This window comes from Enterobacter cloacae complex sp. AR_0002, assembly GCF_001922365.1.
Classification (GTDB): Bacteria; Pseudomonadota; Gammaproteobacteria; order Enterobacterales; family Enterobacteriaceae; genus Enterobacter; species Enterobacter hormaechei_C.
The window spans coordinates 121,104-144,415 of sequence record NZ_CP018814.1 but is presented as its reverse complement, the minus strand read 5'-3'; the positions used below and the strand labels follow the sequence as shown (position 1 = coordinate 144,415).

General features: G+C 53.5%; 16 protein-coding genes, 1 tRNA gene and 3 rRNA genes. 9 read left to right on the top strand and 11 right to left on the bottom strand.

Annotated elements, in window-relative coordinates:
- Window positions 1-19 precede the first annotated feature (19 nt).
- Window positions 20-1,348, top strand: a complete 1,329-nt coding sequence (gene srmB / locus AM329_RS00880; protein ID WP_003860725.1) for an ATP-dependent RNA helicase SrmB — start codon at window positions 20-22, stop codon at window positions 1,346-1,348.
- A 52-nt stretch (window positions 1,349-1,400) separates the two neighbouring features.
- Here the strand turns inward: srmB and grcA are convergent, their stop codons facing one another.
- Window positions 1,401-1,784, bottom strand: coding sequence for an autonomous glycyl radical cofactor GrcA (gene grcA / locus AM329_RS00875; protein ID WP_003860727.1), 384 nt, complete (start codon window positions 1,782-1,784; stop codon window positions 1,401-1,403).
- A 315-nt stretch (window positions 1,785-2,099) separates the two neighbouring features.
- Here grcA and ung point away from each other — a divergent pair, with 315 nt between their 5' ends.
- Window positions 2,100-2,789: a uracil-DNA glycosylase gene (gene ung / locus AM329_RS00870; RefSeq protein WP_003860729.1), complete on the top strand. Its 690-nt coding sequence runs from the start codon at window positions 2,100-2,102 to the stop codon at window positions 2,787-2,789.
- Between the two features lie 39 nt (window positions 2,790-2,828).
- Here the strand turns inward: ung and AM329_RS00865 are convergent, their stop codons facing one another.
- Window positions 2,829-3,914: a tRNA/rRNA methyltransferase gene (locus AM329_RS00865; RefSeq protein ID WP_023314680.1), complete on the bottom strand. Its 1,086-nt coding sequence runs from the start codon at window positions 3,912-3,914 to the stop codon at window positions 2,829-2,831.
- A gap of 204 nt (window positions 3,915-4,118) precedes the next feature.
- Here AM329_RS00865 and trxC point away from each other — a divergent pair, with 204 nt between their 5' ends.
- From trxC to AM329_RS00835, 5 genes are all read left to right on the top strand, one after another.
- Entirely contained in the window at window positions 4,119-4,538 is a 420-nt protein-coding gene (gene trxC, locus AM329_RS00855; RefSeq protein ID WP_003860733.1) for a thioredoxin TrxC, read from the top strand.
- A 70-nt stretch (window positions 4,539-4,608) separates the two neighbouring features.
- Window positions 4,609-5,307: a tRNA-uridine aminocarboxypropyltransferase gene (tapT, locus tag AM329_RS00850; RefSeq protein ID WP_003860734.1), complete on the top strand. Its 699-nt coding sequence runs from the start codon at window positions 4,609-4,611 to the stop codon at window positions 5,305-5,307.
- 35 nt (window positions 5,308-5,342) lie between these two features.
- Window positions 5,343-8,006, top strand: a complete 2,664-nt coding sequence (pat, locus tag AM329_RS00845) for a protein lysine acetyltransferase (RefSeq protein WP_022651672.1) — start codon at window positions 5,343-5,345, stop codon at window positions 8,004-8,006.
- A gap of 109 nt (window positions 8,007-8,115) precedes the next feature.
- Complete coding sequence (pssA, locus tag AM329_RS00840; RefSeq protein WP_032609868.1) at window positions 8,116-9,471, top strand: CDP-diacylglycerol--serine O-phosphatidyltransferase; 1,356 nt, start codon at window positions 8,116-8,118, stop codon at window positions 9,469-9,471.
- A gap of 45 nt (window positions 9,472-9,516) precedes the next feature.
- The gene (locus AM329_RS00835; protein WP_003860739.1) at window positions 9,517-9,840 is read left to right on the top strand and encodes a YfiM family lipoprotein; all 324 of its coding nucleotides are present in this window, start codon (window positions 9,517-9,519) and stop codon (window positions 9,838-9,840) included.
- On the opposite strand, the gene AM329_RS00830 is transcribed toward AM329_RS00835, so the two are convergent.
- From AM329_RS00830 to rluD, 9 genes are all read right to left on the bottom strand, one after another.
- A complete protein-coding gene (locus AM329_RS00830; RefSeq protein ID WP_003860741.1) occupies window positions 9,837-11,144 on the bottom strand; it encodes an MFS family transporter in 1,308 nt (435 codons plus the stop codon). The genes AM329_RS00835 and AM329_RS00830 overlap by 4 nt on opposite strands.
- Before the next feature lie 151 nt (window positions 11,145-11,295).
- Entirely contained in the window at window positions 11,296-11,748 is a 453-nt protein-coding gene (locus tag AM329_RS00825) for a DUF4385 domain-containing protein (RefSeq protein WP_006811623.1), read from the bottom strand.
- A gap of 128 nt (window positions 11,749-11,876) precedes the next feature.
- Window positions 11,877-11,992 (bottom strand): 5S ribosomal RNA (gene rrf, locus AM329_RS00820).
- A gap of 188 nt (window positions 11,993-12,180) precedes the next feature.
- A 23S ribosomal RNA gene (locus AM329_RS00815) occupies window positions 12,181-15,085 on the bottom strand.
- Between the two features lie 182 nt (window positions 15,086-15,267).
- Window positions 15,268-15,343 (bottom strand) — tRNA-Glu (locus tag AM329_RS00810).
- Between the two features lie 84 nt (window positions 15,344-15,427).
- Window positions 15,428-16,969: ribosomal RNA gene (locus tag AM329_RS00805) — 16S ribosomal RNA — on the bottom strand.
- The 16S, 23S and 5S rRNA genes sit together here with 1 tRNA gene alongside, the layout of an rRNA operon.
- Before the next feature lie 429 nt (window positions 16,970-17,398).
- Window positions 17,399-19,972, bottom strand: coding sequence for an ATP-dependent chaperone ClpB (gene clpB / locus AM329_RS00800; RefSeq protein WP_032609871.1), 2,574 nt, complete (start codon window positions 19,970-19,972; stop codon window positions 17,399-17,401).
- A gap of 129 nt (window positions 19,973-20,101) precedes the next feature.
- Window positions 20,102-20,833 (bottom strand): purine nucleoside phosphorylase YfiH, encoded by a 732-nt coding sequence (yfiH, locus tag AM329_RS00795; protein WP_003863167.1) that lies wholly within the window; start codon window positions 20,831-20,833, stop codon window positions 20,102-20,104.
- Complete coding sequence (gene rluD, locus AM329_RS00790) at window positions 20,830-21,810, bottom strand: 23S rRNA pseudouridine(1911/1915/1917) synthase RluD (protein ID WP_003863165.1); 981 nt, start codon at window positions 21,808-21,810, stop codon at window positions 20,830-20,832. The genes yfiH and rluD overlap by 4 nt, the downstream gene beginning before the upstream one ends.
- Before the next feature lie 131 nt (window positions 21,811-21,941).
- Between rluD and bamD the strand changes: the two genes are divergently transcribed.
- Together bamD and raiA are read left to right on the top strand one after the other, a co-directional pair.
- Window positions 21,942-22,679: an outer membrane protein assembly factor BamD gene (bamD, locus tag AM329_RS00785; protein WP_003863164.1), complete on the top strand. Its 738-nt coding sequence runs from the start codon at window positions 21,942-21,944 to the stop codon at window positions 22,677-22,679.
- A 267-nt stretch (window positions 22,680-22,946) separates the two neighbouring features.
- Window positions 22,947-23,288 carry a ribosome-associated translation inhibitor RaiA gene (gene raiA / locus AM329_RS00780; RefSeq protein ID WP_003863162.1) on the top strand — a complete coding sequence of 114 codons (342 nt, stop codon included), beginning with the start codon at window positions 22,947-22,949 and terminating at the stop codon, window positions 23,286-23,288.
- The last annotated feature ends 24 nt before the right edge of the window (window positions 23,289-23,312 follow it).

Here is a 23,312-nt window from a genome sequence, read left to right as displayed (position 1 = left end):
CCCCACACAGAGGTAGAACATGACTGTAACGACTTTTTCCGAACTTGAACTCGATGAAAGCCTGCTCAATGCCCTTGAGAGCAAAGGCTTTACACGCCCGACCGCCATTCAGGCCGCGGCCATTCCGCCTGCGCTTGAGGGCCGCGATGTGCTCGGTTCTGCGCCAACCGGCACGGGGAAGACAGCAGCCTACTTGCTGCCTGTGTTGCAGCATTTGCTCGACTTTCCGCGTAAAAAATCAGGCCCGCCGCGCATTTTGATCCTGACCCCGACCCGTGAACTGGCGATGCAGGTTGCCGAACACGCGCGTGAGCTGGCGGCGAACACCCATCTGGATATCGCGACCATCACCGGCGGCGTAGCGTATATGAACCACGCCGAAGTGTTCAGCGAAAACCAGGATATCGTTGTCGCGACGACAGGCCGTCTGCTGCAATACATAAAAGAAGAGAACTTCGACTGCCGCGCAGTGGAAACGCTGATTCTCGATGAAGCTGACCGCATGCTGGACATGGGCTTTGCCCAGGACATCGAACACATCGCGGGTGAAACGCGCTGGCGTAACCAGACAATGCTGTTCTCGGCAACCCTTGAAGGGGATGCCATTAAAGATTTCGCCGAACGTCTGCTGGAAGATCCGGTGGAAGTGTCCGCTACGCCATCGACCCGTGAGCGTAAGAAGATCCACCAGTGGTACTACCGCGCAGATAACCTTGAGCATAAGGTTGAGTTGTTGAAACACCTGCTGAAGCAGGAAGAGGCAACCCGTACCATCGTATTCGTGCGCAAACGTGAGCGCGTGCATGAACTGGCAGAAATGCTGCGCAATGCCGGTATCAACAACTGCTATCTCGAAGGTGAAATGGCGCAGGTTAAGCGTACCGAAGGGATTAAGCGCCTGACCGATGGCCGCGTGAATGTGCTGGTTGCCACCGACGTTGCCGCGCGCGGGATCGACATCCCGGACGTGAGCCACGTGATCAACTTTGATATGCCGCGCAGCGGTGATACTTACCTGCACCGTATTGGTCGTACCGGCCGTGCGGGCCGCAAAGGTATTGCTATCTCTCTGGTAGAAGCGCACGACCATTTGCTGCTACAGAAAATTGGCCGCTACGTTGAGGAGCCGCTGAAAGCTCGCGTGATTGACGGACTTCGTCCGACCACACGTGCGCCGAGTGAAAAAATGACGGGTAAACCGTCCAAGAAAGCGCTCGCGAAACGTGCTGAGAGAAAAGAGAAAGAAAAAGAGAAGCCGCGCGTTAAACAGCGCCACCGCGATACCAAAAATATTGGTAAGCGCCGTAAGCCAAGCTCTGCTGCGTCAGAGACAAAAACGGAAGAGTAAAAAAAAGCCGGGACATTCCCGGCTTTTTTATTCCACCCCCAAAGCTGAAACCTTACAGGCTTTCAGTAAAGGTACGCGCGATAACGTCGCGCTGCTGTTCCGGGGTCAGAGAGTTGAAACGCACCGCATAGCCAGACACACGGATGGTCAGCTGCGGGTATTTTTCCGGGTGCTCAACGGCATCCATCAGCGTTTCGCGACGCAGGACGTTAACGTTCAGGTGCTGACCACCTTCCACGCGTACTTCTGGCTGCACTTGCATTGGAATTTCACGGTATTCAATTTCGCCCAGTTTGCTCACCGGAACGATTTCGTCTTCCGCAAAACCTGCTTTCGCTACTACACAGCGCGCTTCGTTTTTCTCGCTGTCCAGCAGCCAGAAAGAGTTCAGCAGATCGTCATTTGCAGCTTTAGTAATCTGGATACCTGTAATCATGTGTTGCCTCCCTTAGGCTACATTAACTGATGCTGGCCTTTTGCGGCCAATTGGTAAAACCATTGTTTGTTGTGTGTATATATAACATTCAGACCCGGGTGATTTATTGATTTAAATCAACAAAACCACCAACCACACAAAGAGTGTGGTCTGTATTTTTTGTTTTAGATCAATTTTAAAGGGTTACTAATTCAACTTATCCTGCCTGGTTTTCAACATAAATTGAGTCACTTAGCCTGCTTTTCCGCGGGTAATTTTGCTCGTTGGGGTTTAACAGGTAAGCTAGACACAGAATGAGATTCGCAGGAGAGCGAGATGACAACACCTTTAACCTGGCATGACGTGCTGGCTGAAGAGAAGCAGCAGCCCTATTTTATAAATACCCTCAGTACCGTTGCGGCTGAACGGCAGGCCGGCCAGACAATTTATCCGCCGCAGAAAGATGTGTTTAACGCCTTCCGCTACACCGAACTGAGCGATGTAAAGGTGGTTATCCTGGGGCAGGATCCGTACCACGGCCCCGGGCAGGCTCACGGACTGGCATTTTCCGTGCGTCCGGGCGTGGCCATCCCACCTTCTCTGCTGAATATGTATAAAGAGCTGGAAGGAACGATTCCGGGTTTCACCCGCCCTAATCACGGTTATCTGGAAAGCTGGGCGCGCCAGGGCGTGCTGTTGCTGAATACCGTATTAACCGTCCGGGCGGGTCAGGCACACTCCCACGCCAGTCTGGGATGGGAAACCTTTACCGATAAGGTTATCAGCCTGATCAATGAGCATCGTGAAGGCGTCGTGTTTTTACTCTGGGGTTCGCATGCCCAAAAGAAAGGGGCGATTATCGATCGTCAGCGTCATCACGTGCTGAAGGCGCCGCACCCGTCGCCGCTGTCTGCGCATCGTGGTTTCTTTGGCAGTAATCATTTTGTTCTGACGAATGAGTGGCTGGAAAAGCGTGGCGAAAAGCCGATTGACTGGATGCCTGTGTTACCGGCAGAGAGCGAGTAGGGTTTGAATGTGCCGGGTCAGGCCCGGCACATAAAAGGCTTATGCCTTGTTCTGACGCCACCATTCCGCCAGCAGCACGCCGGTCGCAACGGATACGTTCAGGCTTTCAACGTTGCCAGTGCCGTCGATAGAGACGCTCAGGTCAGCGCTGGAGAGTGCCGCATCAGACAGACCATCGCGCTCCTGACCTAACACCAGCACCATTTTGCGCGGCAACGTCGCTTTAAACAACGGCGTAGCGGCACGGCTTGAGGTGGTGACAATGGTGTAGCCCGCGTTACGGAATTGTTCAAGGGCTTCCAGCACGCTGTCGCCGGTGATCGGCTGAACGTGCTCTGCACCACCTTCCGCGGTACGAATCGCCGCACCGGATTCCAGCAGCGCGGCATCCTGCAACAGAACGCCTTTCACGCCAAAGTGCGCGCAGCTACGCATCATAGCGCCCAGGTTATGCGGGTTACCAACATCTTCCAGCGCCAGCACGCAGTCATCGGCATCCGCCTGGCTAACCCACTGCTGCACGGTAGTGCCGTTACGTTTTTTGATCAGGAAGCAGACGCCGCCGTGGTGTTCTGTACCGGACGCTTTTGTCAGCTCGGCATCGTCAACCACGTGGTAGGCTTTGCGGTTCGCCGCCATCCAGCGCAGCGCTTCTTTAAAGCGCGGGGTCACGCTCTGGATAAACCATGCACGAACGATACACTCCGGGCGGCTCTGGAACAGGGCCTGACAGGCGTTCTCACCGTAGACACGGGTCTCTTCCGCACGCTGACGACGCAGCACTTCCGGATCGATAAAGCTTTTTCCGCTGATACCGCCGTGATCGGCTTTTTCGGTCGTCTCTTCACCGGGCGCGCGAGAAACGGTACGCCATGGCGATCCACCGTCGCGGACAAAATCATCGCGTTTGCGATCGTCACGCTTACGGTCATCACGTTTGCGGTCATCGCCGCGGTTATTTCTGTCATCGCGGGCGGGGCGACGGCCACCGTCTGCACGAGAAGACGCCGGACGCCCGCCACCTTTTCCGGTACGCGGATTTTGGGTGCGTTTATCAGAGTCATCATCACTGCGGACATACATCACTTTGACCTTGCCGCTTTTGTTTTTCATTTCGTCGTTCATGCTTTTCTCCACCAGCGCTGCGCGAAGCGCGCAGATTACCCGATGTGCAAGCTCATAGCCATAATTTCGTACAAAAGCCTGTGACTATTGTTCCCATTGAATAAAACGCGTTGTCGTTTCATACAGGCTCACTGATAATATGTAACATATCAGAAACATTATCGGCGTTCTGCCGTTGTTCCACGGCTCTATCAGAGGTTAGTTATGAATACCGTATGTGCCAACTGTCAGGCTTTAAACCGCATTCCGGACGATCGGATGGATGACGGTGCGAAATGCGGGCGTTGTGGCCACGAATTATTTGATGGCGATGTCATTAACGCGACGGGTGCTACGCTGGACAAACTCCTCAAGGACGATCTGCCTGTTGTGGTCGATTTCTGGGCACCGTGGTGCGGCCCCTGCCGTAACTTTGCGCCCATCTTCGAAGACGTAGCTGAAGAGCGCAGCGGGAAAATGCGTTTTGTCAAAGTGAATACCGAAGCGGAACGTGAACTCAGCGCCCGTTTTCGCATTCGCAGCATTCCAACCATTATGATTTTCAAAAATGGTGAAGTGATCGACATGCTCAATGGTGCAGTACCAAAAGCGCCTTTCGACAGCTGGTTAAACGAATCCCTGTAACATTCGCGGGGCATATCTTGTGCCCCGTTCTCTCCTCTGCGAAAATGGGGTTTTTCCTGCCTTTTCGCCCATGACTGATAACGCTGTACTTCAATTACGCGCCGAGCGCCTTGCGCGCGCCACCCGCCCTTTTCTGGCCCGAGGCAATCGTATTCGCCGCTGCCAGCGCTGCCTTTTACCGCTGAAAGTGTGTCTGTGCGAAACGCTTGCGCCGAGCGAGGCGAAAAGCCGCTTTTGTCTGGTCATGTTCGATACCGAACCGATGAAGCCCAGCAACACAGGGCGTTTGATCGCCGATATTCTACCCAACACCGCAGCGTTTCAGTGGTCGCGCACTGAGCCACCTCAGGCTCTGCTCGACCTGGTGGCAAGCCCGGACTATCAGCCCATGGTCGTTTTCCCGGCATCATATGCAGGCGAACAACGTCAGGTACTTACGGCGCCACCATCCGGTAAGCCGCCGCTGTTTATTATGCTCGACGGCACCTGGACCGAAGCAAGAAAGATGTTTCGCAAAAGCCCTTATCTTGATGCGCTGCCGGTGATTTCCGTCGATCTGTCGCGTGTTTCGGCCTATCGCTTGCGTGAAGCGCATGCCGACGGTCAATATTGCACCGCTGAAGTCGCCATAGCGCTACTGGATCTGGCGGGCGATACCCAGGCGGCCGGCGCGCTGGGCAGTCACTTCTCCTGCTTCCGCGAACGTTATCTTGCGGGAAAAACCGTTCATAAGGGTAGTGTCACAGCAACTGAGGCAGAAAGCGTTTAAAATCATCAGGTCGCTTGCATTCACAGGAGGCCTGCATGAGCCAGAGAGGGTTAGAAGCGCTACTCCGTCCGAAATCCATTGCCGTTATTGGCGCCTCGATGAAACCGGACCGCGCAGGGTATCTGATGATGCGCAATCTGCTGGCTGGCGGATTTAACGGCCCGGTCATGCCCGTTACGCCCGCTTATAAGGCGGTACAGGGGGTGCTGGCGTGGCCGGACGTGCAAAGTTTACCGTTTGTTCCCGACCTCGCCGTGCTCTGTACGCATGCGAAACGAAACCTCGAATTGCTTGAGTCGCTCGGTCAGAAAGGCTGTAAAACCTGCATTATTCTTTCCTCGCCTCCTGAACAGCAGCCCGAACTGCTGGCCTGCGCCAGCCGCTACCAGATGCGCATTCTTGGTCCAAATAGCCTCGGTCTGCTTGCGCCCTGGCAAGGGCTGAATGCCAGTTTTTCCCCGGTTCCGATCCGTAAAGGCAAACTGGCCTTTATTTCGCAGTCGGCTGCGGTATCCAATACCATCCTCGACTGGGCGCAGCAGCGTGAGATGGGCTTTTCCTATTTCATTGCCCTCGGCGACAGCCTGGACATTGACGTCGATGAGCTGTTGGATTTCCTGGCGCGTGACAGCAAAACCAGCGCTATCCTGCTCTACCTTGAACACCTGAGCGACGCCCGTCGTTTTGTGTCGGCGTCGCGTAGCGCATCACGTAATAAACCGATTCTGGTCATCAAAAGCGGGCGCAGCCCCGCGGCTCAGCGCCTGCTACATTCCCGTTCCGGGATGGATCCCGCATGGGATGCAGCGATCCAGCGCGCCGGTTTACTGCGGGTACAGGATACGCACGAGCTTTTTTCCGCCGTCGAAACGTTAAGCCACATGCGCCCCCTGCGCGGTGAAAAGCTGATGATTGTCAGCAACGGTGCAGCTCCCGCCGCCCTGGCGCTGGACGAGCTCTGGCTACGCAACGGCAAGCTGGCCACGCTGGGTGAAGAGACGCTCCAGCGCCTGCGGGATGCGTTACCGGGAAGCGTTGTTCCCGATAATCCCCTCGATTTGCGCGATGATGCCAGCAGCGATCGTTACATTAAGGCGATCACGATTTTGCTGGATAGCCAGGACTTTGATGCGCTGATGATTATCCATTCGCCCAGCGCGGTTGCGCCAGGCAGCGAAAGTGCGCGTGCGCTGATTGAGGCGGTCCGAAACCATCCCCGCGGTAAATACGTTACCCTGCTGACCAACTGGTGCGGCGAATTCTCCTCGCAGGAGGCACGGCGTCTGTTTAGTGAAGCCGGGTTGCCAACCTACCGTACCCCAGAGGGCACCATTACCGCGTTTATGCATATGGTTGAATACCGCCGCAACCAGAAGCAGCTGCGTGAAACGCCTGCCCTGCCGGGCAATCTCACCGCAAATTCGGTGGATGTGCACAGGCTTTTGCAGCAGGCCATCGAAGAGGGCGCCACTTCTCTTGATACACATGAGGTACAACCCATTCTTGGCAGTTATGGAATGCAAACCCTGCCCACCTGGATTGCCGGCGACAGCGCTGAGGCGGTACATATTGCTGAGCAGATTGGTTATCCGGTCGCGCTGAAGCTGCGCTCTCCCGATATTCCGCACAAATCGGATGTGCAGGGCGTCATGCTGTATCTGCGCACCGCGACAGAAGTACAACAGGCCGCGGATGCCATTATCGATCGCGTAAAAATGACGTGGCCACAGGCCAGGATCCACGGCCTGCTGGTGCAGAGCATGGCCAACCGTGCAGGTGCGCAGGAGCTGCGCGTGGTTGTCGAACACGATCCGGTTTTTGGTCCGCTCATTATGCTGGGTGAAGGCGGCGTTGAGTGGCGGCCAGAAGAACAGGCGGTTGTCGCGCTTCCCCCTCTGAACATGAACCTGGCGCGTTATTTAATTATTCAGGCCATCAAAAGCAAAAAAATCCGCGGGAGAAGCGCTCTGCGGCCGCTTGATATCGCCGGATTAAGCCAGTTTCTGGTGAAGGTCTCCAACCTCATTGTTGACTGTGCGGAGATCCAGCGCCTGGATATTCACCCCCTTCTTGCCTCCGGAAATGAATTTACCGCCCTGGACGTGACGCTGGATATTGCGCCCTATATCGGTGACCCGGAAAGCCGTCTCGCCATTCGTCCTTATCCTCTTCATCTGGAAGAGTGGGTGGAGATGAAAAATGGGGAGCGGGCGCTGTTTCGCCCTATCCTGCCGGAAGACGAGCCGCTGCTGCGGGCGTTCATCTCGCAGGTGACGAAGGAAGATTTGTACTATCGCTATTTCAGCGAAATCAATGAATTTACCCATGACGATTTAGCCAATATGACCCAGATCGACTACGATCGAGAAATGGCGATTGTGGCGGTCCGCCGTTCCGGAGCGGGAGAGGAGATCCTCGGCGTGACGCGTGCCATTTCCGACCCGGATAATGTGGATGCCGAGTTTGCCGTACTGGTGCGTTCCGATCTTAAGGGTTTGGGGTTGGGCAGACGGCTGCTCGAAAAACTCATTGGTTATACGCGCGATCACGGATTGTCACGCCTGAATGGCATTACTATGCCAAACAATCGGGGTATGGTGACCCTGGCGCGGAAGCTCGGTTTTGACGTTGATATCCAGCTGGATGAAGGCATTGTCTCTCTGTCCCTCAGCCTGACTTCGACGGATAAACAAGAGTAAGCTGCTGGAAATGTTACCCACTTTTACCGGCACTGGGGTATCATTGTCCGCTTATGTTGTTTGCCTGGTACAGACAACCCTTCAATGAACAGAGAAGAAACGCACTGTGATGTTGTCAAAATTTAAGCGTAATAAACATCAACAACACCTTGCTCAACTACCGAAGATTTCTCAGTCAGTTGATGATGTAGAGTTCTTTTATGCTCCCGCTCATTTCCGGGAGACGCTTCTTGAAAAGATTGCCAGCGCTACGCGACGTATTTGCATTGTGGCGCTCTATCTTGAACAAGATGAAGGTGGGCGTGCGATCCTCAACGCGCTCTATGAAGCGAAACGTCAGCGTCCGGAACTGGATGTTCGCGTGCTGGTTGACTGGCACCGTGCTCAGCGTGGCCGTATTGGTGCGGCTGCCTCGAATACCAATGCTGACTGGTATTGCCGCACGGCCAAGGAAAATCCGGGTATTGATATCCCGGTGTATGGCGTACCGGTGAATACCCGTGAAGCGCTTGGCGTTCTTCATTTTAAAGGATTTATCATTGATGACAGCGTCCTTTATAGCGGCGCCAGCCTGAATGATGTGTATCTCCATCAGCTCGATAAATACCGCTACGATCGCTACCATCTGATCCGCAATCCGCAGATGGCTGACATCATGTTCAACTGGGTTGATAAAAACCTGGTTCATGGTCGGGGTGTGCACCGTCTTGACGATCCTCATCGCCCGAAAAGCCCGGAAATCAAAAACGACGTTCGCTCCTTCCGCCAGGAACTGCGCGATGCGGTTTATCGTTTTCAGGGTGATGCCAGTAATGAAGAACTGTCCGTTACGCCTCTGGTAGGCCTGGGAAAATCCAGCCTGCTGAACAAGACCATCTTTCATTTGATGCCGTGCGCTGAGCATAAGCTCACCATCTGCACCCCGTACTTCAACCTTCCCGCCGTTCTGGTGCGTAATATCATTCAGCTGTTGCGTGATGGTAAAAAGGTGGAAATCATTGTCGGGGATAAAACGGCAAATGACTTTTTCATTCCGGAAGATCAGCCTTTCAAGATCATCGGCGCACTGCCTTATCTCTATGAGATTAACCTGCGCCGCTTCCTGAGCCGTTTACAGTACTATGTGAACACGGACCAGCTGGTTGTGCGTCTCTGGAAAGATGAAGACAACAGCTATCACCTCAAAGGGATGTGGGTGGATGACGAGTGGATGCTGCTGACCGGTAATAACCTGAACCCACGCGCCTGGCGTCTGGATCTGGAAAACGCCATCCTTATTCATGATCCTCAGCATGCGTTAGCCGCGAAACGCGATCGTGAGCTGGAGCTTATACGCACGCATACCACCGTGGTTCGTCATTATCGCGATCTGCAAAGCATCGCTGATTATCCGGTGAAAGTTCGCAAGCTGATTCGCCGTCTACGTCGGATCCGTATCGACCGCCTCATCAGCCGCATTCTGTAATACACGAGCCCTGTCATCGACGGGGCTTTTTTATGGAGTCTGTTAATGCGTACGCCTTTCCTGATAATCCCTCTTTTCCTGACCGGTTGCAGCCATATGGCTAATGATAACTGGTCGGGTCAGGATAAAGCTCAACACTTTCTGGCGTCTGCAATGTTGTCCGCTGCGGGTAATGAGTATGCGCTGCACCAGGGGTATAGCCGGGATCGAAGTGCCACAATGGGCCTGATGTTCTCCATCAGCCTGGGGGCATCAAAAGAACTTTGGGATAGCCGCCCCTCGGGAAGCGGCTGGAGCTGGAAAGATTTTGCCTGGGACGTAGCCGGGGCAACAACCGGCTACGCCGTCTGGCAGATGGCGCATTATTAAAGGCGGATCCCTTTTCCTTTACGATGCAGCATCAGGGAGACAATAAACGCCAGCGCCCCCATGATGGTGACATACCAGAAGAAGGTCGTTTCACTGCCCCATGACTTTAGGGATAGCGCGACATATTCTGCCGAACCGCCAAACAGGGCGTTAGCGACCGCATAAGAGAGGCCTACGCCCAGCGCCCTCACCTGTGCGGGAAACATTTCCGCTTTCAAAATGCCACTGATTGCCGTGTAAAAACTAATAATAATAAGTGCCACCATAATCAAAGCGAAAGCGGCATACGGAGAGGTTGTATGCTGTAGCGCCGTCAAAAGCGGAACAGTCCCCAGGGTGAGCATGCCACCAAAGATCAGCATGGAGGTGCGGCGACCTATTTTGTCCGACAGCGCGCCAACAATCGGCTGGATGAGCATAAAGACCAGTAACGCCACCGTCATGACGACACTCGCAACGTTAGCATGCATGCCCGTCGTGTTGACCAGATATTTTTGCATATAGGTGGTGAAGGTATAGAAGCTTAGCGAGCCTGCGGCGGTAAAGCCTAGTACCATCAAAAATGCTTTGCGGTTACGCCACAGCCCTTTCATCGAACCGGCTTCTTTCAGCGCCCTGACCTCCTGTTGGGAGGTTTCATCAAGCTGACGGCGTAACCACAGCGCCACAACCGCCAGGGCGGCCCCCAGGGCAAACGGTATGCGCCAGCCCCAGGCGCGTAAATCTTCATCGCTAAGGATTTGTTGAAGGATCACCACAACCAATAACGCCAGTAGCTGTCCGCCAATGAGGGTTACATACTGGAATGATGCATAGAAACCTTTGCGCCCTTCAACAGCCACTTCGCTCATGTATGTCGCGCTGGTGCCGTATTCGCCACCCACTGACAGCCCCTGGAACAGACGTGCCAGCAACAGCAACGCCGGTGCCCATGTTCCGATAGTGTCATATCCGGGAAGGCAGGCAATCACCAGCGAGCCGACGCACATCATGCATACGGAGATGAGCATGGATGTCTTGCGCCCTTTCCTGTCCGCGATCCTGCCGAACAGCCATCCGCCAATGGGACGCATCAGGAACCCGGCGGCAAAAACGCCTGCGGTTTGCAGAAGCTGCGTTGTGGTGTTCCCTGACGGGAAAAAGATATGCGCAAAGTAGAGTGAACAGAATGAATAGACGTAAAAATCAAACCACTCTACAAGGTTCCCCGATGAAGCTCCAACGATTGCCCAAACCCGACGGCGAGTATCCTTGCCTGCTAAACTGGTATTATCCGTATCTGCACTGGCTACGGTTTCTGTCATTTTAAAATCCCCTGTCTCACATTGCGGGCCATTGCCCACAAACAGTAAAACCGGATTTAAAACGAATCGTTAGGTAAATAAAATGTTTCCAATATGTTTCATTGGATTTTGTGAACTCGATCAGGTATCGAATTATTAGCGGACGTAGTAATTATCCCCACGCTTGCTGGTGAGCCTTTTTTCGCTGCAAATAATCTTCATCGGCACGAATTTTATCCCACCACGTTTTGAATACCGCAGCGGCCTCTGCTTTTACTGGATCGTGATCGAGGGGTTTGACCTGGCGCTTCTCATCATACTTTTTTCCGCCTTTATGATTGGCGTATCGCCGGGCACGGGTGTATCCCATCTGTATGAATTTACGCGCCATATCCATACCTACAAAATCGTTATTCCTGCGGTACTCTTCAAAGAGGGCGTAGATCTCTTCTGCCGAACGCGCTGCGACTTCAGCATTTTTATAACGCCAGTGTGGAAGGATTTCGCTTTTATAAGGCTCGACCATCAATACGCCCTGCTCACCCCGGCCCACCTGATACCGTTCGGGATGTTCGCGAAAATTAATATTGGCAAAATCTTGTTGATAATCAAAGGGACGAGTCAAAGCGGCACCATTGTTAAAATTGTTTTAACAATTGTAAGCCGGATAAGGGGAAGCCGCCATCCGGCATGTTTTCCGCGCCCAAAGCAAAAAACCCCGTACCTTACGGTACGGGGTTTTTCTTGTTTGATGCCTGGCAGTTCCCTACTCTCACATGGGGAGACCCCACACTACCATCGGCGCTACGGCGTTTCACTTCTGAGTTCGGCATGGGGTCAGGTGGGACCACCGCGCTACAGCCGCCAGGCAAATTCTTGTGCTCTGTCCTGTGTCTTTCGCACTGATACTGCGTTGGCTGCTCTCGTAAAGTCAGTCACATACCTCAGTATGCTCCTTCCTTTCCTTCGTTTGCCGCCTTGTCTCAGCGCAAAATCCTTCGGACTCTGAATCTAAGCTGAAAATTTCGTCTCTTCGCCAAAACAGCTTCGGCGTTGTAAGGTTAAGCCTCACGGTTCATTAGTATCGGTTAGCTCAACGCATCGCTGCGCTTACACACCCGACCTATCAACGTCGTCGTCTTCAACGTTCCTTCAGGAGACTCAAGGTCTCAGGGAGAACTCATCTCGGGGCAAGTTTCGTGCTTAGATGCTTTCAGCACTTATCTCTTCCGCATTTAGCTACCGGGCAGTGCCATTGGCATGACAACCCGAACACCAGTGATGCGTCCACTCCGGTCCTCTCGTACTAGGAGCAGCCCCCCTCAATTCTCCAGCGCCCACGGCAGATAGGGACCGAACTGTCTCACGACGTTCTAAACCCAGCTCGCGTACCACTTTAAATGGCGAACAGCCATACCCTTGGGACCTACTTCAGCCCCAGGATGTGATGAGCCGACATCGAGGTGCCAAACACCGCCGTCGATATGAACTCTTGGGCGGTATCAGCCTGTTATCCCCGGAGTACCTTTTATCCGTTGAGCGATGGCCCTTCCATTCAGAACCACCGGATCACTATGACCTGCTTTCGCACCTGCTCGCGCCGTCACGCTCGCAGTCAAGCTGGCTTATGCCATTGCACTAACCTCCTGATGTCCGACCAGGATTAGCCAACCTTCGTGCTCCTCCGTTACTCTTTGGGAGGAGACCGCCCCAGTCAAACTACCCACCAGACACTGTCCGCAACCCGGATCACGGGTCTACGTTAGAACACCAGCCATTAAAGGGTGGTATTTCAAGGATGGCTCCACGCAGACTGGCGTCCACGCTTCAAAGCCTCCCACCTATCCTACACATCAAGGACCAGTGTTCAGTGTCAAGCTATAGTAAAGGTTCACGGGGTCTTTCCGTCTTGCCGCGGGTACACTGCATCTTCACAGCGAGTTCAATTTCACTGAGTCTCGGGTGGAGACAGCCTGGCCATCATTACGCCATTCGTGCAGGTCGGAACTTACCCGACAAGGAATTTCGCTACCTTAGGACCGTTATAGTTACGGCCGCCGTTTACCGGGGCTTCGATCAAGAGCTTCGCGTTGCCGCTAACCCCATCAATTAACCTTCCGGCACCGGGCAGGCGTCACACCGTATACGTCCACTTTCGTGTTTGCACAGTGCTGTGTTTTTAATAAACAGTTGCAGCCAGCTGGTATCTTCGACTGATTTCAGCTCCGTCCGCAGGGACTTCACCTACATATCAGCGTGCCTTCTCCCGAAGTTACGGCACCATTTTGCCTAGTTCCTTCACCCGAGTTCTCTCAAGCGCCTTGGTATTCTCTACCTGACCACCTGTGTCGGTTTGGGGTACGATTTCGTGTTACCTGATGCTTAGAGGCTTTTCCTGGAAGCAGGGCATTTATCACTTCAGCACCGTAGTGCCTCGTCATCACACCTCAGCGTTAACAAGGTACCGGATTTACCTGGAACCTCCGCCTACATGCTTAAACCGGGACAACCGTCGCCCGGCTGACATAGCCTTCTCCGTCCCCCCTTCGCAGTAACACCAAGTACAGGAATATTAACCTGTTTCCCATCGACTACGCCTTTCGGCCTCGCCTTAGGGGTCGACTCACCCTGCCCCGATTAACGTTGGACAGGAACCCTTGGTCTTCCGGCGAGCGGGCTTTTCACCCGCTTTATCGTTACTTATGTCAGCATTCGCACTTCTGATACCTCCAGCATGCCTCACAGCACACCTTCAACGGCTTACAGAACGCTCCCCTACCCAACAACGCATAAGCGTCGCTGCCGCAGCTTCGGTGCATGGTTTAGCCCCGTTACATCTTCCGCGCAGGCCGACTCGACCAGTGAGCTATTACGCTTTCTTTAAATGATGGCTGCTTCTAAGCCAACATCCTGGCTGTCTGTGCCTTCCCACATCGTTTCCCACTTAACCATGACTTTGGGACCTTAGCTGGCGGTCTGGGTTGTTTCCCTCTTCACGACGGACGTTAGCACCCGCCGTGTGTCTCCCGTGATAACATTCTTCGGTATTCGTAGTTTGCATCGGGTTGGTAAGCCGGGATGGCCCCCTAGCCGAAACAGTGCTCTACCCCCGAAGATGAGTTCACGAGGCGCTACCTAAATAGCTTTCGGGGAGAACCAGCTATCTCCCGGTTTGATTGGCCTTTCACCCCCAGCCACAGGTCATCCGCTAATTTTTCAACATTAGTCGGTTCGGTCCTCCAGTTAGTGTTACCCAACCTTCAACCTGCCCATGGCTAGATCACCGGGTTTCGGGTCTATACCCTGCAACTTAACGCCCAGTTAAGACTCGGTTTCCCTTCGGCTCCCCTATACGGTTAACCTTGCTACAGAATATAAGTCGCTGACCCATTATACAAAAGGTACGCAGTCACACCCGAAGGTGCTCCCACTGCTTGTACGTACACGGTTTCAGGTTCTTTTTCACTCCCCTCGCCGGGGTTCTTTTCGCCTTTCCCTCACGGTACTGGTTCACTATCGGTCAGTCAGGAGTATTTAGCCTTGGAGGATGGTCCCCCCATATTCAGACAGGATACCACGTGTCCCGCCCTACTCTTCGAGTTCACAGCATGTGCATTTTCGTGTACGGGACTATCACCCTGTACCGTCGGACTTTCCAGACCGTTCCACTAACACACAAGCTGATTCAGACTCCGGGCTGCTCCCCGTTCGCTCGCCGCTACTGGGGGAATCTCGGTTGATTTCTTTTCCTCGGGGTACTTAGATGTTTCAGTTCCCCCGGTTCGCCTCGTTAACCTATGTATTCAGTTAACGATAGTGTGTCGGAACACACTGGGTTTCCCCATTCGGACATCGCCGGGTCAAAGGTTCATATCACCTCGCCGGCGCTTTTCGCAGATTAGCACGTCCTTCATCGCCTCTGACTGCCAGGGCATCCACCGTGTACGCTTAGTCGCTTAACCTCACAACCCGAAGATGTTTCACTTCTGATTGCGAAAATTTGAGAGACTCGAACACACATGAGCTGTGTGTCGTTTCAATTTTCAGCTTGATCCAGATTTTTAAAGAGCAAATATCTCAAACGTGACTCGCAAGTCAGTTTTGAGATATGACGGCAGGTGACTTTCACTCACGAACCAGCAAGTGGCGTCCCCTAGGGGATTCGAACCCCTGTTACCGCCGTGAAAGGGCGGTGTCCTGGGCCTCTAGACGAAGGGGACGTACAGTCTCAATCGCAAGACGCCTTGCTATTTACTTTTCATCAGACAATCTGTGTGAGCACTACAAAGGCAGGTTCTTTAAGGTAAGGAGGTGATCCAACCGCAGGTTCCCCTACGGTTACCTTGTTACGACTTCACCCCAGTCATGAATCACAAAGTGGTAAGCGCCCTCCCGAAGGTTAAGCTACCTACTTCTTTTGCAACCCACTCCCATGGTGTGACGGGCGGTGTGTACAAGGCCCGGGAACGTATTCACCGTGGCATTCTGATCCACGATTACTAGCGATTCCGACTTCATGGAGTCGAGTTGCAGACTCCAATCCGGACTACGACGCACTTTATGAGGTCCGCTTGCTCTCGCGAGGTCGCTTCTCTTTGTATGCGCCATTGTAGCACGTGTGTAGCCCTACTCGTAAGGGCCATGATGACTTGACGTCATCCCCACCTTCCTCCAGTTTATCACTGGCAGTCTCCTTTGAGTTCCCGGCCTAACCGCTGGCAACAAAGGATAAGGGTTGCGCTCGTTGCGGGACTTAACCCAACATTTCACAACACGAGCTGACGACAGCCATGCAGCACCTGTCTCAGAGTTCCCGAAGGCACCAAAGCATCTCTGCTAAGTTCTCTGGATGTCAAGAGTAGGTAAGGTTCTTCGCGTTGCATCGAATTAAACCACATGCTCCACCGCTTGTGCGGGCCCCCGTCAATTCATTTGAGTTTTAACCTTGCGGCCGTACTCCCCAGGCGGTCGACTTAACGCGTTAGCTCCGGAAGCCACGCCTCAAGGGCACAACCTCCAAGTCGACATCGTTTACGGCGTGGACTACCAGGGTATCTAATCCTGTTTGCTCCCCACGCTTTCGCACCTGAGCGTCAGTCTTTGTCCAGGGGGCCGCCTTCGCCACCGGTATTCCTCCAGATCTCTACGCATTTCACCGCTACACCTGGAATTCTACCCCCCTCTACAAGACTCTAGCCTGCCAGTTTCGAATGCAGTTCCCAGGTTGAGCCCGGGGATTTCACATCCGACTTGACAGACCGCCTGCGTGCGCTTTACGCCCAGTAATTCCGATTAACGCTTGCACCCTCCGTATTACCGCGGCTGCTGGCACGGAGTTAGCCGGTGCTTCTTCTGCGGGTAACGTCAATCGACAAGGTTATTAACCTTATCGCCTTCCTCCCCGCTGAAAGTACTTTACAACCCGAAGGCCTTCTTCATACACGCGGCATGGCTGCATCAGGCTTGCGCCCATTGTGCAATATTCCCCACTGCTGCCTCCCGTAGGAGTCTGGACCGTGTCTCAGTTCCAGTGTGGCTGGTCATCCTCTCAGACCAGCTAGGGATCGTCGCCTAGGTGAGCCGTTACCCCACCTACTAGCTAATCCCATCTGGGCACATCCGATGGCAAGAGGCCCGAAGGTCCCCCTCTTTGGTCTTGCGACGTTATGCGGTATTAGCTACCGTTTCCAGTAGTTATCCCCCTCCATCAGGCAGTTTCCCAGACATTACTCACCCGTCCGCCACTCGTCAGCGAAGCAGCAAGCTGCTTCCTGTTACCGTTCGACTTGCATGTGTTAGGCCTGCCGCCAGCGTTCAATCTGAGCCATGATCAAACTCTTCAATTTAAAAGTTTGATGCTCAATGAATTAAACTTCGTAATGAATTACGTGTTCACTCGTTGAGACTTGGTATTCATTTATCGTCCGAGGACGTTAAGAATCCATGTCACTTTGAGTGCCCACACAGATTGTCTGATAAATTGTTAAAGAGCAGTGCCGCTTCGTTTTCGCTGCGGCGCGGGGTGTGCATATTACGCTTTCCCGCTTCAGAGTCAAGCGTTTGTTTTGCTTTTCTCTGCTGACCCGGCGGCTTGCGTGCCGTTGTTCCGTGTAAGTGGAGGCGCATTATAGGGAGTTATTCTGAGGCTGCAAGTGCAAAGTGAAAATTATTTACCGACTGCTCACTTTCCAGGCAAAACACATCTCAGACATTAATTCTTGCCTGGTTTTTAAACAAAAACGAGCCGCAAGCGGCCCGTTTTTGCGTTTTGTGACTTACTGCACTGCCACAATTCGGTCTTCGTTGGCTTCCAGACGGATAACTTTGCCCGGAACCAGCTCCCCAGAGAGGATTTGTTGTGCCAGCGGGTTTTCGATCTGCTGCTGGATAGCACGTTTTAACGGACGCGCACCATAAACAGGATCGTAACCATTCTCGCTCAGCAGTTTCAGCGCATCATCCGAGATGTGGATTTCATACCCACGCTCTTCCAGACGTTTGTACAGACGCTGCAACTGGATCTGCGCAATCGACGCAATGTGTTTCTCACCCAGCGGATGGAACACGACCACTTCATCAATACGGTTGATGAACTCCGGACGGAAGTTTTGGCTGACCACACCCAGCACCAGATCTTTCATATGGCTGTAATCCAGCTCACCGAAGCGTTCCTGAATCAAATCGGAACCCAGGTTCGAGGTCATGATCACCACCGTGTTACGGAAGTCGACCGTTCTTCCCTGCCCATCCGTCAGACGCCCATCATCCAGCACCTGCAACAGAATGTTAAACACGTCAGGATGTGCCTTTTCTACTTCATCCAGCAGGATGACGGAATAAGGACGACGGCGAACCGCTTCCGTCAGATAACCGCCCTCTTCATAACCGACATATCCCGGAGGCGCACCGACCAGACGCGAGACGGCGTGTTTCTCCATAAACTCGGACATATCGATACGCACCATCGCGTCATCGCTGTCGAACATAAAGTTAGCCAGCGCTTTACACAGCTCGGTTTTACCGACACCGGTTGGCCCCAGGAACAGGAACGAGCCGATTGGACGATTCGGATCGGACAGCCCCGCACGGCTACGACGAATGGCGTTAGATACCGCTTCGACCGCTTCGTTCTGTCCAATGACGCGCTGATGCAGATCCTGCTCCATACGCAGCAGTTTCTCGCGTTCGCTTTCCATCATGCGAGCCACAGGAATACCCGTCCAGCGCGCCAGCACTTCGGCAATCTCGGCATCCGTCACTTTATTACGCAACAGACGCATGGTTTTGCCTTCTGATTGCGTGGCGATCTCAAGTTGTTTTTCCAGCTCAGGGATCTTGCCGTACTGTAGTTCGGACATCCGTGCCAGATCCCCTACGCGACGCGCCTGCTCAATGGCAATTTTAGCCTGCTCCAGCTCCGCCTTGATTGTCTGGGTGCCAGAGAGGGAGGCTTTCTCAGCTTTCCACTCTTCTTCCAGCTCAGAATACTGACGCTCTTTCTCGTCCAGTTCTTCGTTGAGCATATCAAGGCGTTTCTTGCTCGCTTCATCAGACTCTTTGTTCAGCGCCTGCTGTTCCAGCTTGAGCTGGATAATGCGGCGATCGAGTCGGTCCAGCTCTTCCGGTTTCGAGTCAATCTGCATACGGATGCTGGACGCCGCTTCATCAATAAGATCGATGGCTTTATCCGGCAACTGACGGTCGGCAATGTAACGATGCGAAAGCGTCGCCGCCGCAACGATGGCCGGGTCGGTGATCTGCACGTGATGGTGCAGCTCATAACGCTCTTTCAGACCACGCAAAATGGCGATGGTATCTTCAACGCTTGGTTCAGCGACAAATACCTTCTGGAAACGACGCTCCAGCGCGGCATCTTTTTCAATGTACTGACGATACTCGTCCAGCGTAGTGGCGCCGACGCAGTGAAGTTCACCACGCGCCAGCGCAGGTTTCAGCATGTTCCCGGCATCCATTGCGCCATCAGCTTTACCCGCCCCCACCATGGTGTGCAGTTCGTCGATAAACAGGATGACGTTACCTTCCTGTTTCGCCAGATCGTTCAGCACGCCTTTCAGACGCTCTTCAAATTCACCGCGGTATTTCGCCCCGGCCACCAGCGCGCCCATATCCAGCGCCAGTACGCGACGGCCTTTCAGCCCTTCGGGCACTTCGCCATTAACGATACGTTGCGCCAGCCCTTCAACGATGGCGGTTTTACCGACGCCTGGCTCACCAATCAGCACCGGGTTGTTTTTGGTACGGCGTTGCAATACCTGGATAGTCCGGCGAATTTCTTCGTCACGGCCGATCACCGGGTCAAGTTTGCCCTGCTCGGCACGTTCGGTCAGGTCGACCGTAAATTTCTTCAAAGCCTGACGTTGGTCTTCGGCTCCCTGGTCGTTCACGCTTTCACCTCCGCGCATTTTCTCAATCGCCTGGGTCACATTAGTGGTGGTTGCACCGGCGGATTTCAGCAGGTCGGTTAAGGTACCGCGTGATTCAAGCGCCGCCAGAACAAACAGCTCTGACGAAATAAAGTTGTCCCCACGTTTTTGCGCCAGCTTGTCGCAAAGGTTCAGCACGCGCACCAGATCTTGCGACGGCTGCACGTCGCCGCCGGTACCTTCTACCTGCGGTAAACGGCTCAGCGCCTGATCGATGGCGGTGCGTAACTGGCCGGCATTAATGCCAGCGGACGTTAATAAAGGACGTACCGATCCCCCTTCCTGATTCAGCAAGGCGCTCATTAAATGAAGAGGTTCGATAAATTGGTTGTCGTGCCCCAGTGCGAGGGACTGGGCATCGGCGAGAGCAAGCTGGAATTTATTAGTAAGACGATCCAGACGCATAACTCCTCCCATAACAGGTCAAATTTGCTACTGGAGATTAAATGAGGTCATCCCTCAATTATTCAAGGTTAATAACCTGAATTATGTGAAAAGAAAACGGCGCGTACCGGATCGTCTTGATTCTTTAGGTTATATCAGCCAAATGAAACTTGCCATACGGCCTGTCGTCTTGTCGCGGCGATAGGAGAAAAAATCACCCTTTTCGGTGAAGGTACAGCGATCTCCGCCGAAGATTTGAGTCACACCGACGTTATTCAGGCGCTGGCGGGCAAGCTGGTAAATATCGGCCAGATATTTATCTCCGGAAGCCACGAACGCTTCGACCGCTTGCGGATCTTTTTCCATAAAGGCATCGCGCACTTCGGGCCCGACCTCAAATGCCTGCGGGCCAATCGCCGGGCCAAGCCAGGCGATGAGATTTGCAGAATCGTCCTGGAAGCAGGCGACGGTCTCTTCCAGCACGCCTTCGCACAGGCCTCGCCATCCGGCGTGGGCAGCAGCCACTTCAGTTCCTGCCTGATTGCAGAACAACACCGGCAGGCAATCAGCGGTCATCACCGCGCAAACCGTTCCCGGCGTATTGCTGTACGAAGCATCGGCGCGTTTAGACGCATAGGGCTCACCCGTCAGCTTAAGCACCGCTTTACCGTGCACCTGCTCAAGCCAGACCGGTTTTGAAGGAAGGTTTCCCGCAGCAAAGAGGCGTTTACGGTTCTCTTCAACGTGCTCCAGGTTATCGCCACAATGCGCACCGAGGTTCAGAGACTCCCACGCGCCCTGGCTCACGCCACCGATACGGGTTGAACTACAGGCGGCCACGCCTTCAGGCAGTGGCCACTCCGGGACAATCAGTTTGGTCATAACCAGTCCACGTGATCCTTATGTTCTTCGAAATCTGCGCGCATCGCGTCGATAAGTTCCACCATATCCTGTGGGATCGGCGCATGCCATTCCATCTGAATTCCGGTGATTGGGTGGTAAAGACGCAGCATCGTCGCATGCAGCGCCTGGCGATCGAATTTACGCAGCACGGAGATGAATTCATCCGATGCGCCCTTTGGTGGACGCGGACGACCGCCGTAAACCGGGTCACCCACCAGCGGATGGGTAATATGCGCCATGTGCACGCGGATCTGGTGAGTACGCCCGGTTTCCAGGCGCAGACGCAGGCGCGTATGAATACGGAAATGTTCCATGATGCGGTAATGGGTCACCGCCGGTTTGCCCATCGGGTGTACGGACATATGCGTACGCTTGGTTGGGTGACGGCTGATAGGCTCTTCCACCGTGCCGCCAGAGGTCATATGACCAATCGCCACCGCTTCATACTCACGGGTGATTTCGCGCAGTTGCAACGATTCCACCAGGCGAGTCTGGGCGGGAACCGTCTTCGCCACCACCATCAGACCCGTGGTGTCTTTATCCAGACGGTGAACAATACCGGCACGCGGTACGTCGGCAATCGGCGGATAATAATGAAGGAGTGCGTTAAGTACCGTACCGTCAGGATTGCCCGCGCCCGGGTGAACAACAAAGTCGCGCGGCTTGTTGATGACCAGAATGTCGTCATCTTCGTAGACGATATCCAGCGGGATATCCTGCGGCTCGAAGCGGATTTCCTCTTCGATTTCAGCATTGATGGCGACAGCTTCCCCACCAAACACTTTCTCTTTTGGTTTGTCCCAGATCTTGCCGTTTACCAGCACGCGCTGGTCAAGGATCCATTCTTTTATGCGTGAACGCGAATAATCAGGGAACAATTCGGCCAAAGCCTGATCTAAGCGTTGACCGAGCTGATTTTCGGAGACTGTTGCGGTGAGTTCTACTCGTTGTGCCATAAACTGCTTCTTCGTTTAACGTTGGGTTTTACGGCTTTGCCGTTTAATATAGTGTGCTATTGTAGCTGGTCTTAATCGGGAGCAGGAACTGAGTTTCTCCCGGACAAACATTTGAGGAAAGTCAAAACGTCATGACGCGCATGAAATATCTGGTGGCAGCGGCCACGTTGAGCCTGGCTTTGGTGGGCTGCTCCGGTTCGAATGAACAGGTCCCTGACAATCCGCCGAATGAAATCTATGCGACTGCACAACAAAAGTTGCAGGACGGTAACTGGAAACAGGCGATAACGCAACTGGAAGCGTTGGATAATCGCTATCCGTTTGGTCCGTATTCGCAGCAGGTACAGTTAGATCTTATCTACGCCTACTACAAAAATGCCGATCTGCCGCTGGCTCAGGCAACGATCGATCGTTTCATGCGTCTGAACCCTACCCATCCTAACATCGATTACGTGATGTACATGCGCGGCCTGACTAACATGGCGCTGGATGACAGTGCATTGCAGGGCTTCTTCGGGGTGGATCGTTCAGACCGTGACCCGCAACATGCGCGTGATGCTTTCAATGACTTCTCCAAACTGGTGCGTAGCTACCCGAACAGCCAGTACATTACCGATGCCACTAAGCGTCTGGTGTTCCTGAAAGATCGTCTGGCGAAATATGAGTACTCCGTTGCGGAATACTACACCCGCCGTGGCGCATGGGTTGCCGTGGTTAACCGTGTAGAAGGCATGCTGCGTGATTATCCGGATACCCAAGCCACGCGTGATGGCCTGAAGCTGATGGAAAATGCGTATCGCCAGATGCAGATGACGGCTCAGGCTGACAAAGTGGCGAAAATCATCGCCGCGAACAGCAGCAACACCTGATACCGCTACAACGCATAACGGCAGCCCGCGGGCTGCCGTTTTTTTATTCTTTCAGACTTACGCTGAAGCGGTTTAGCTTCAACACATCCATTCAACTATGACCGCAATTGTTGGCTTCGACAAGGTAAATCTCACCTCTTCCTGCCCTGCCTCACAAAAAAGATTCCCTGACAAAAACCGACAAAATAACGTGATCTAAATCACACATTTTGACATTGGGTCGGGTATGCTGGAATCACCAAGACGGAAAGACAAGAGGTAAAATTTATGACAATGAACATTACCAGTAAACAAATGGAAATTACTCCGGCAATCCGCCAGCACGTCGCAGACCGTCTCGCCAAACTGGATAAATGGCAAACACATTTGATTAATCCACATATCATCCTGTCCAAGGAGCCGCAGGGTTTCATCGCTGATGCAACTATCAATACTCCAAACGGCCATCTGGTCGCCAGCGCAAAACACGAGGATATGTACACCGCAATTAACGATTTGATCAACAAGCTGGAACGGCAGCTCAATAAAGTGCAACACAAAGGTGAAGCACGTCGCGCCGCAACCTCGGTGAAAGACGCCAGCTTCGCGGAAGAAGTTGAAGAAGAGTAATCCTCTAAAATTGAGTGTACCGAC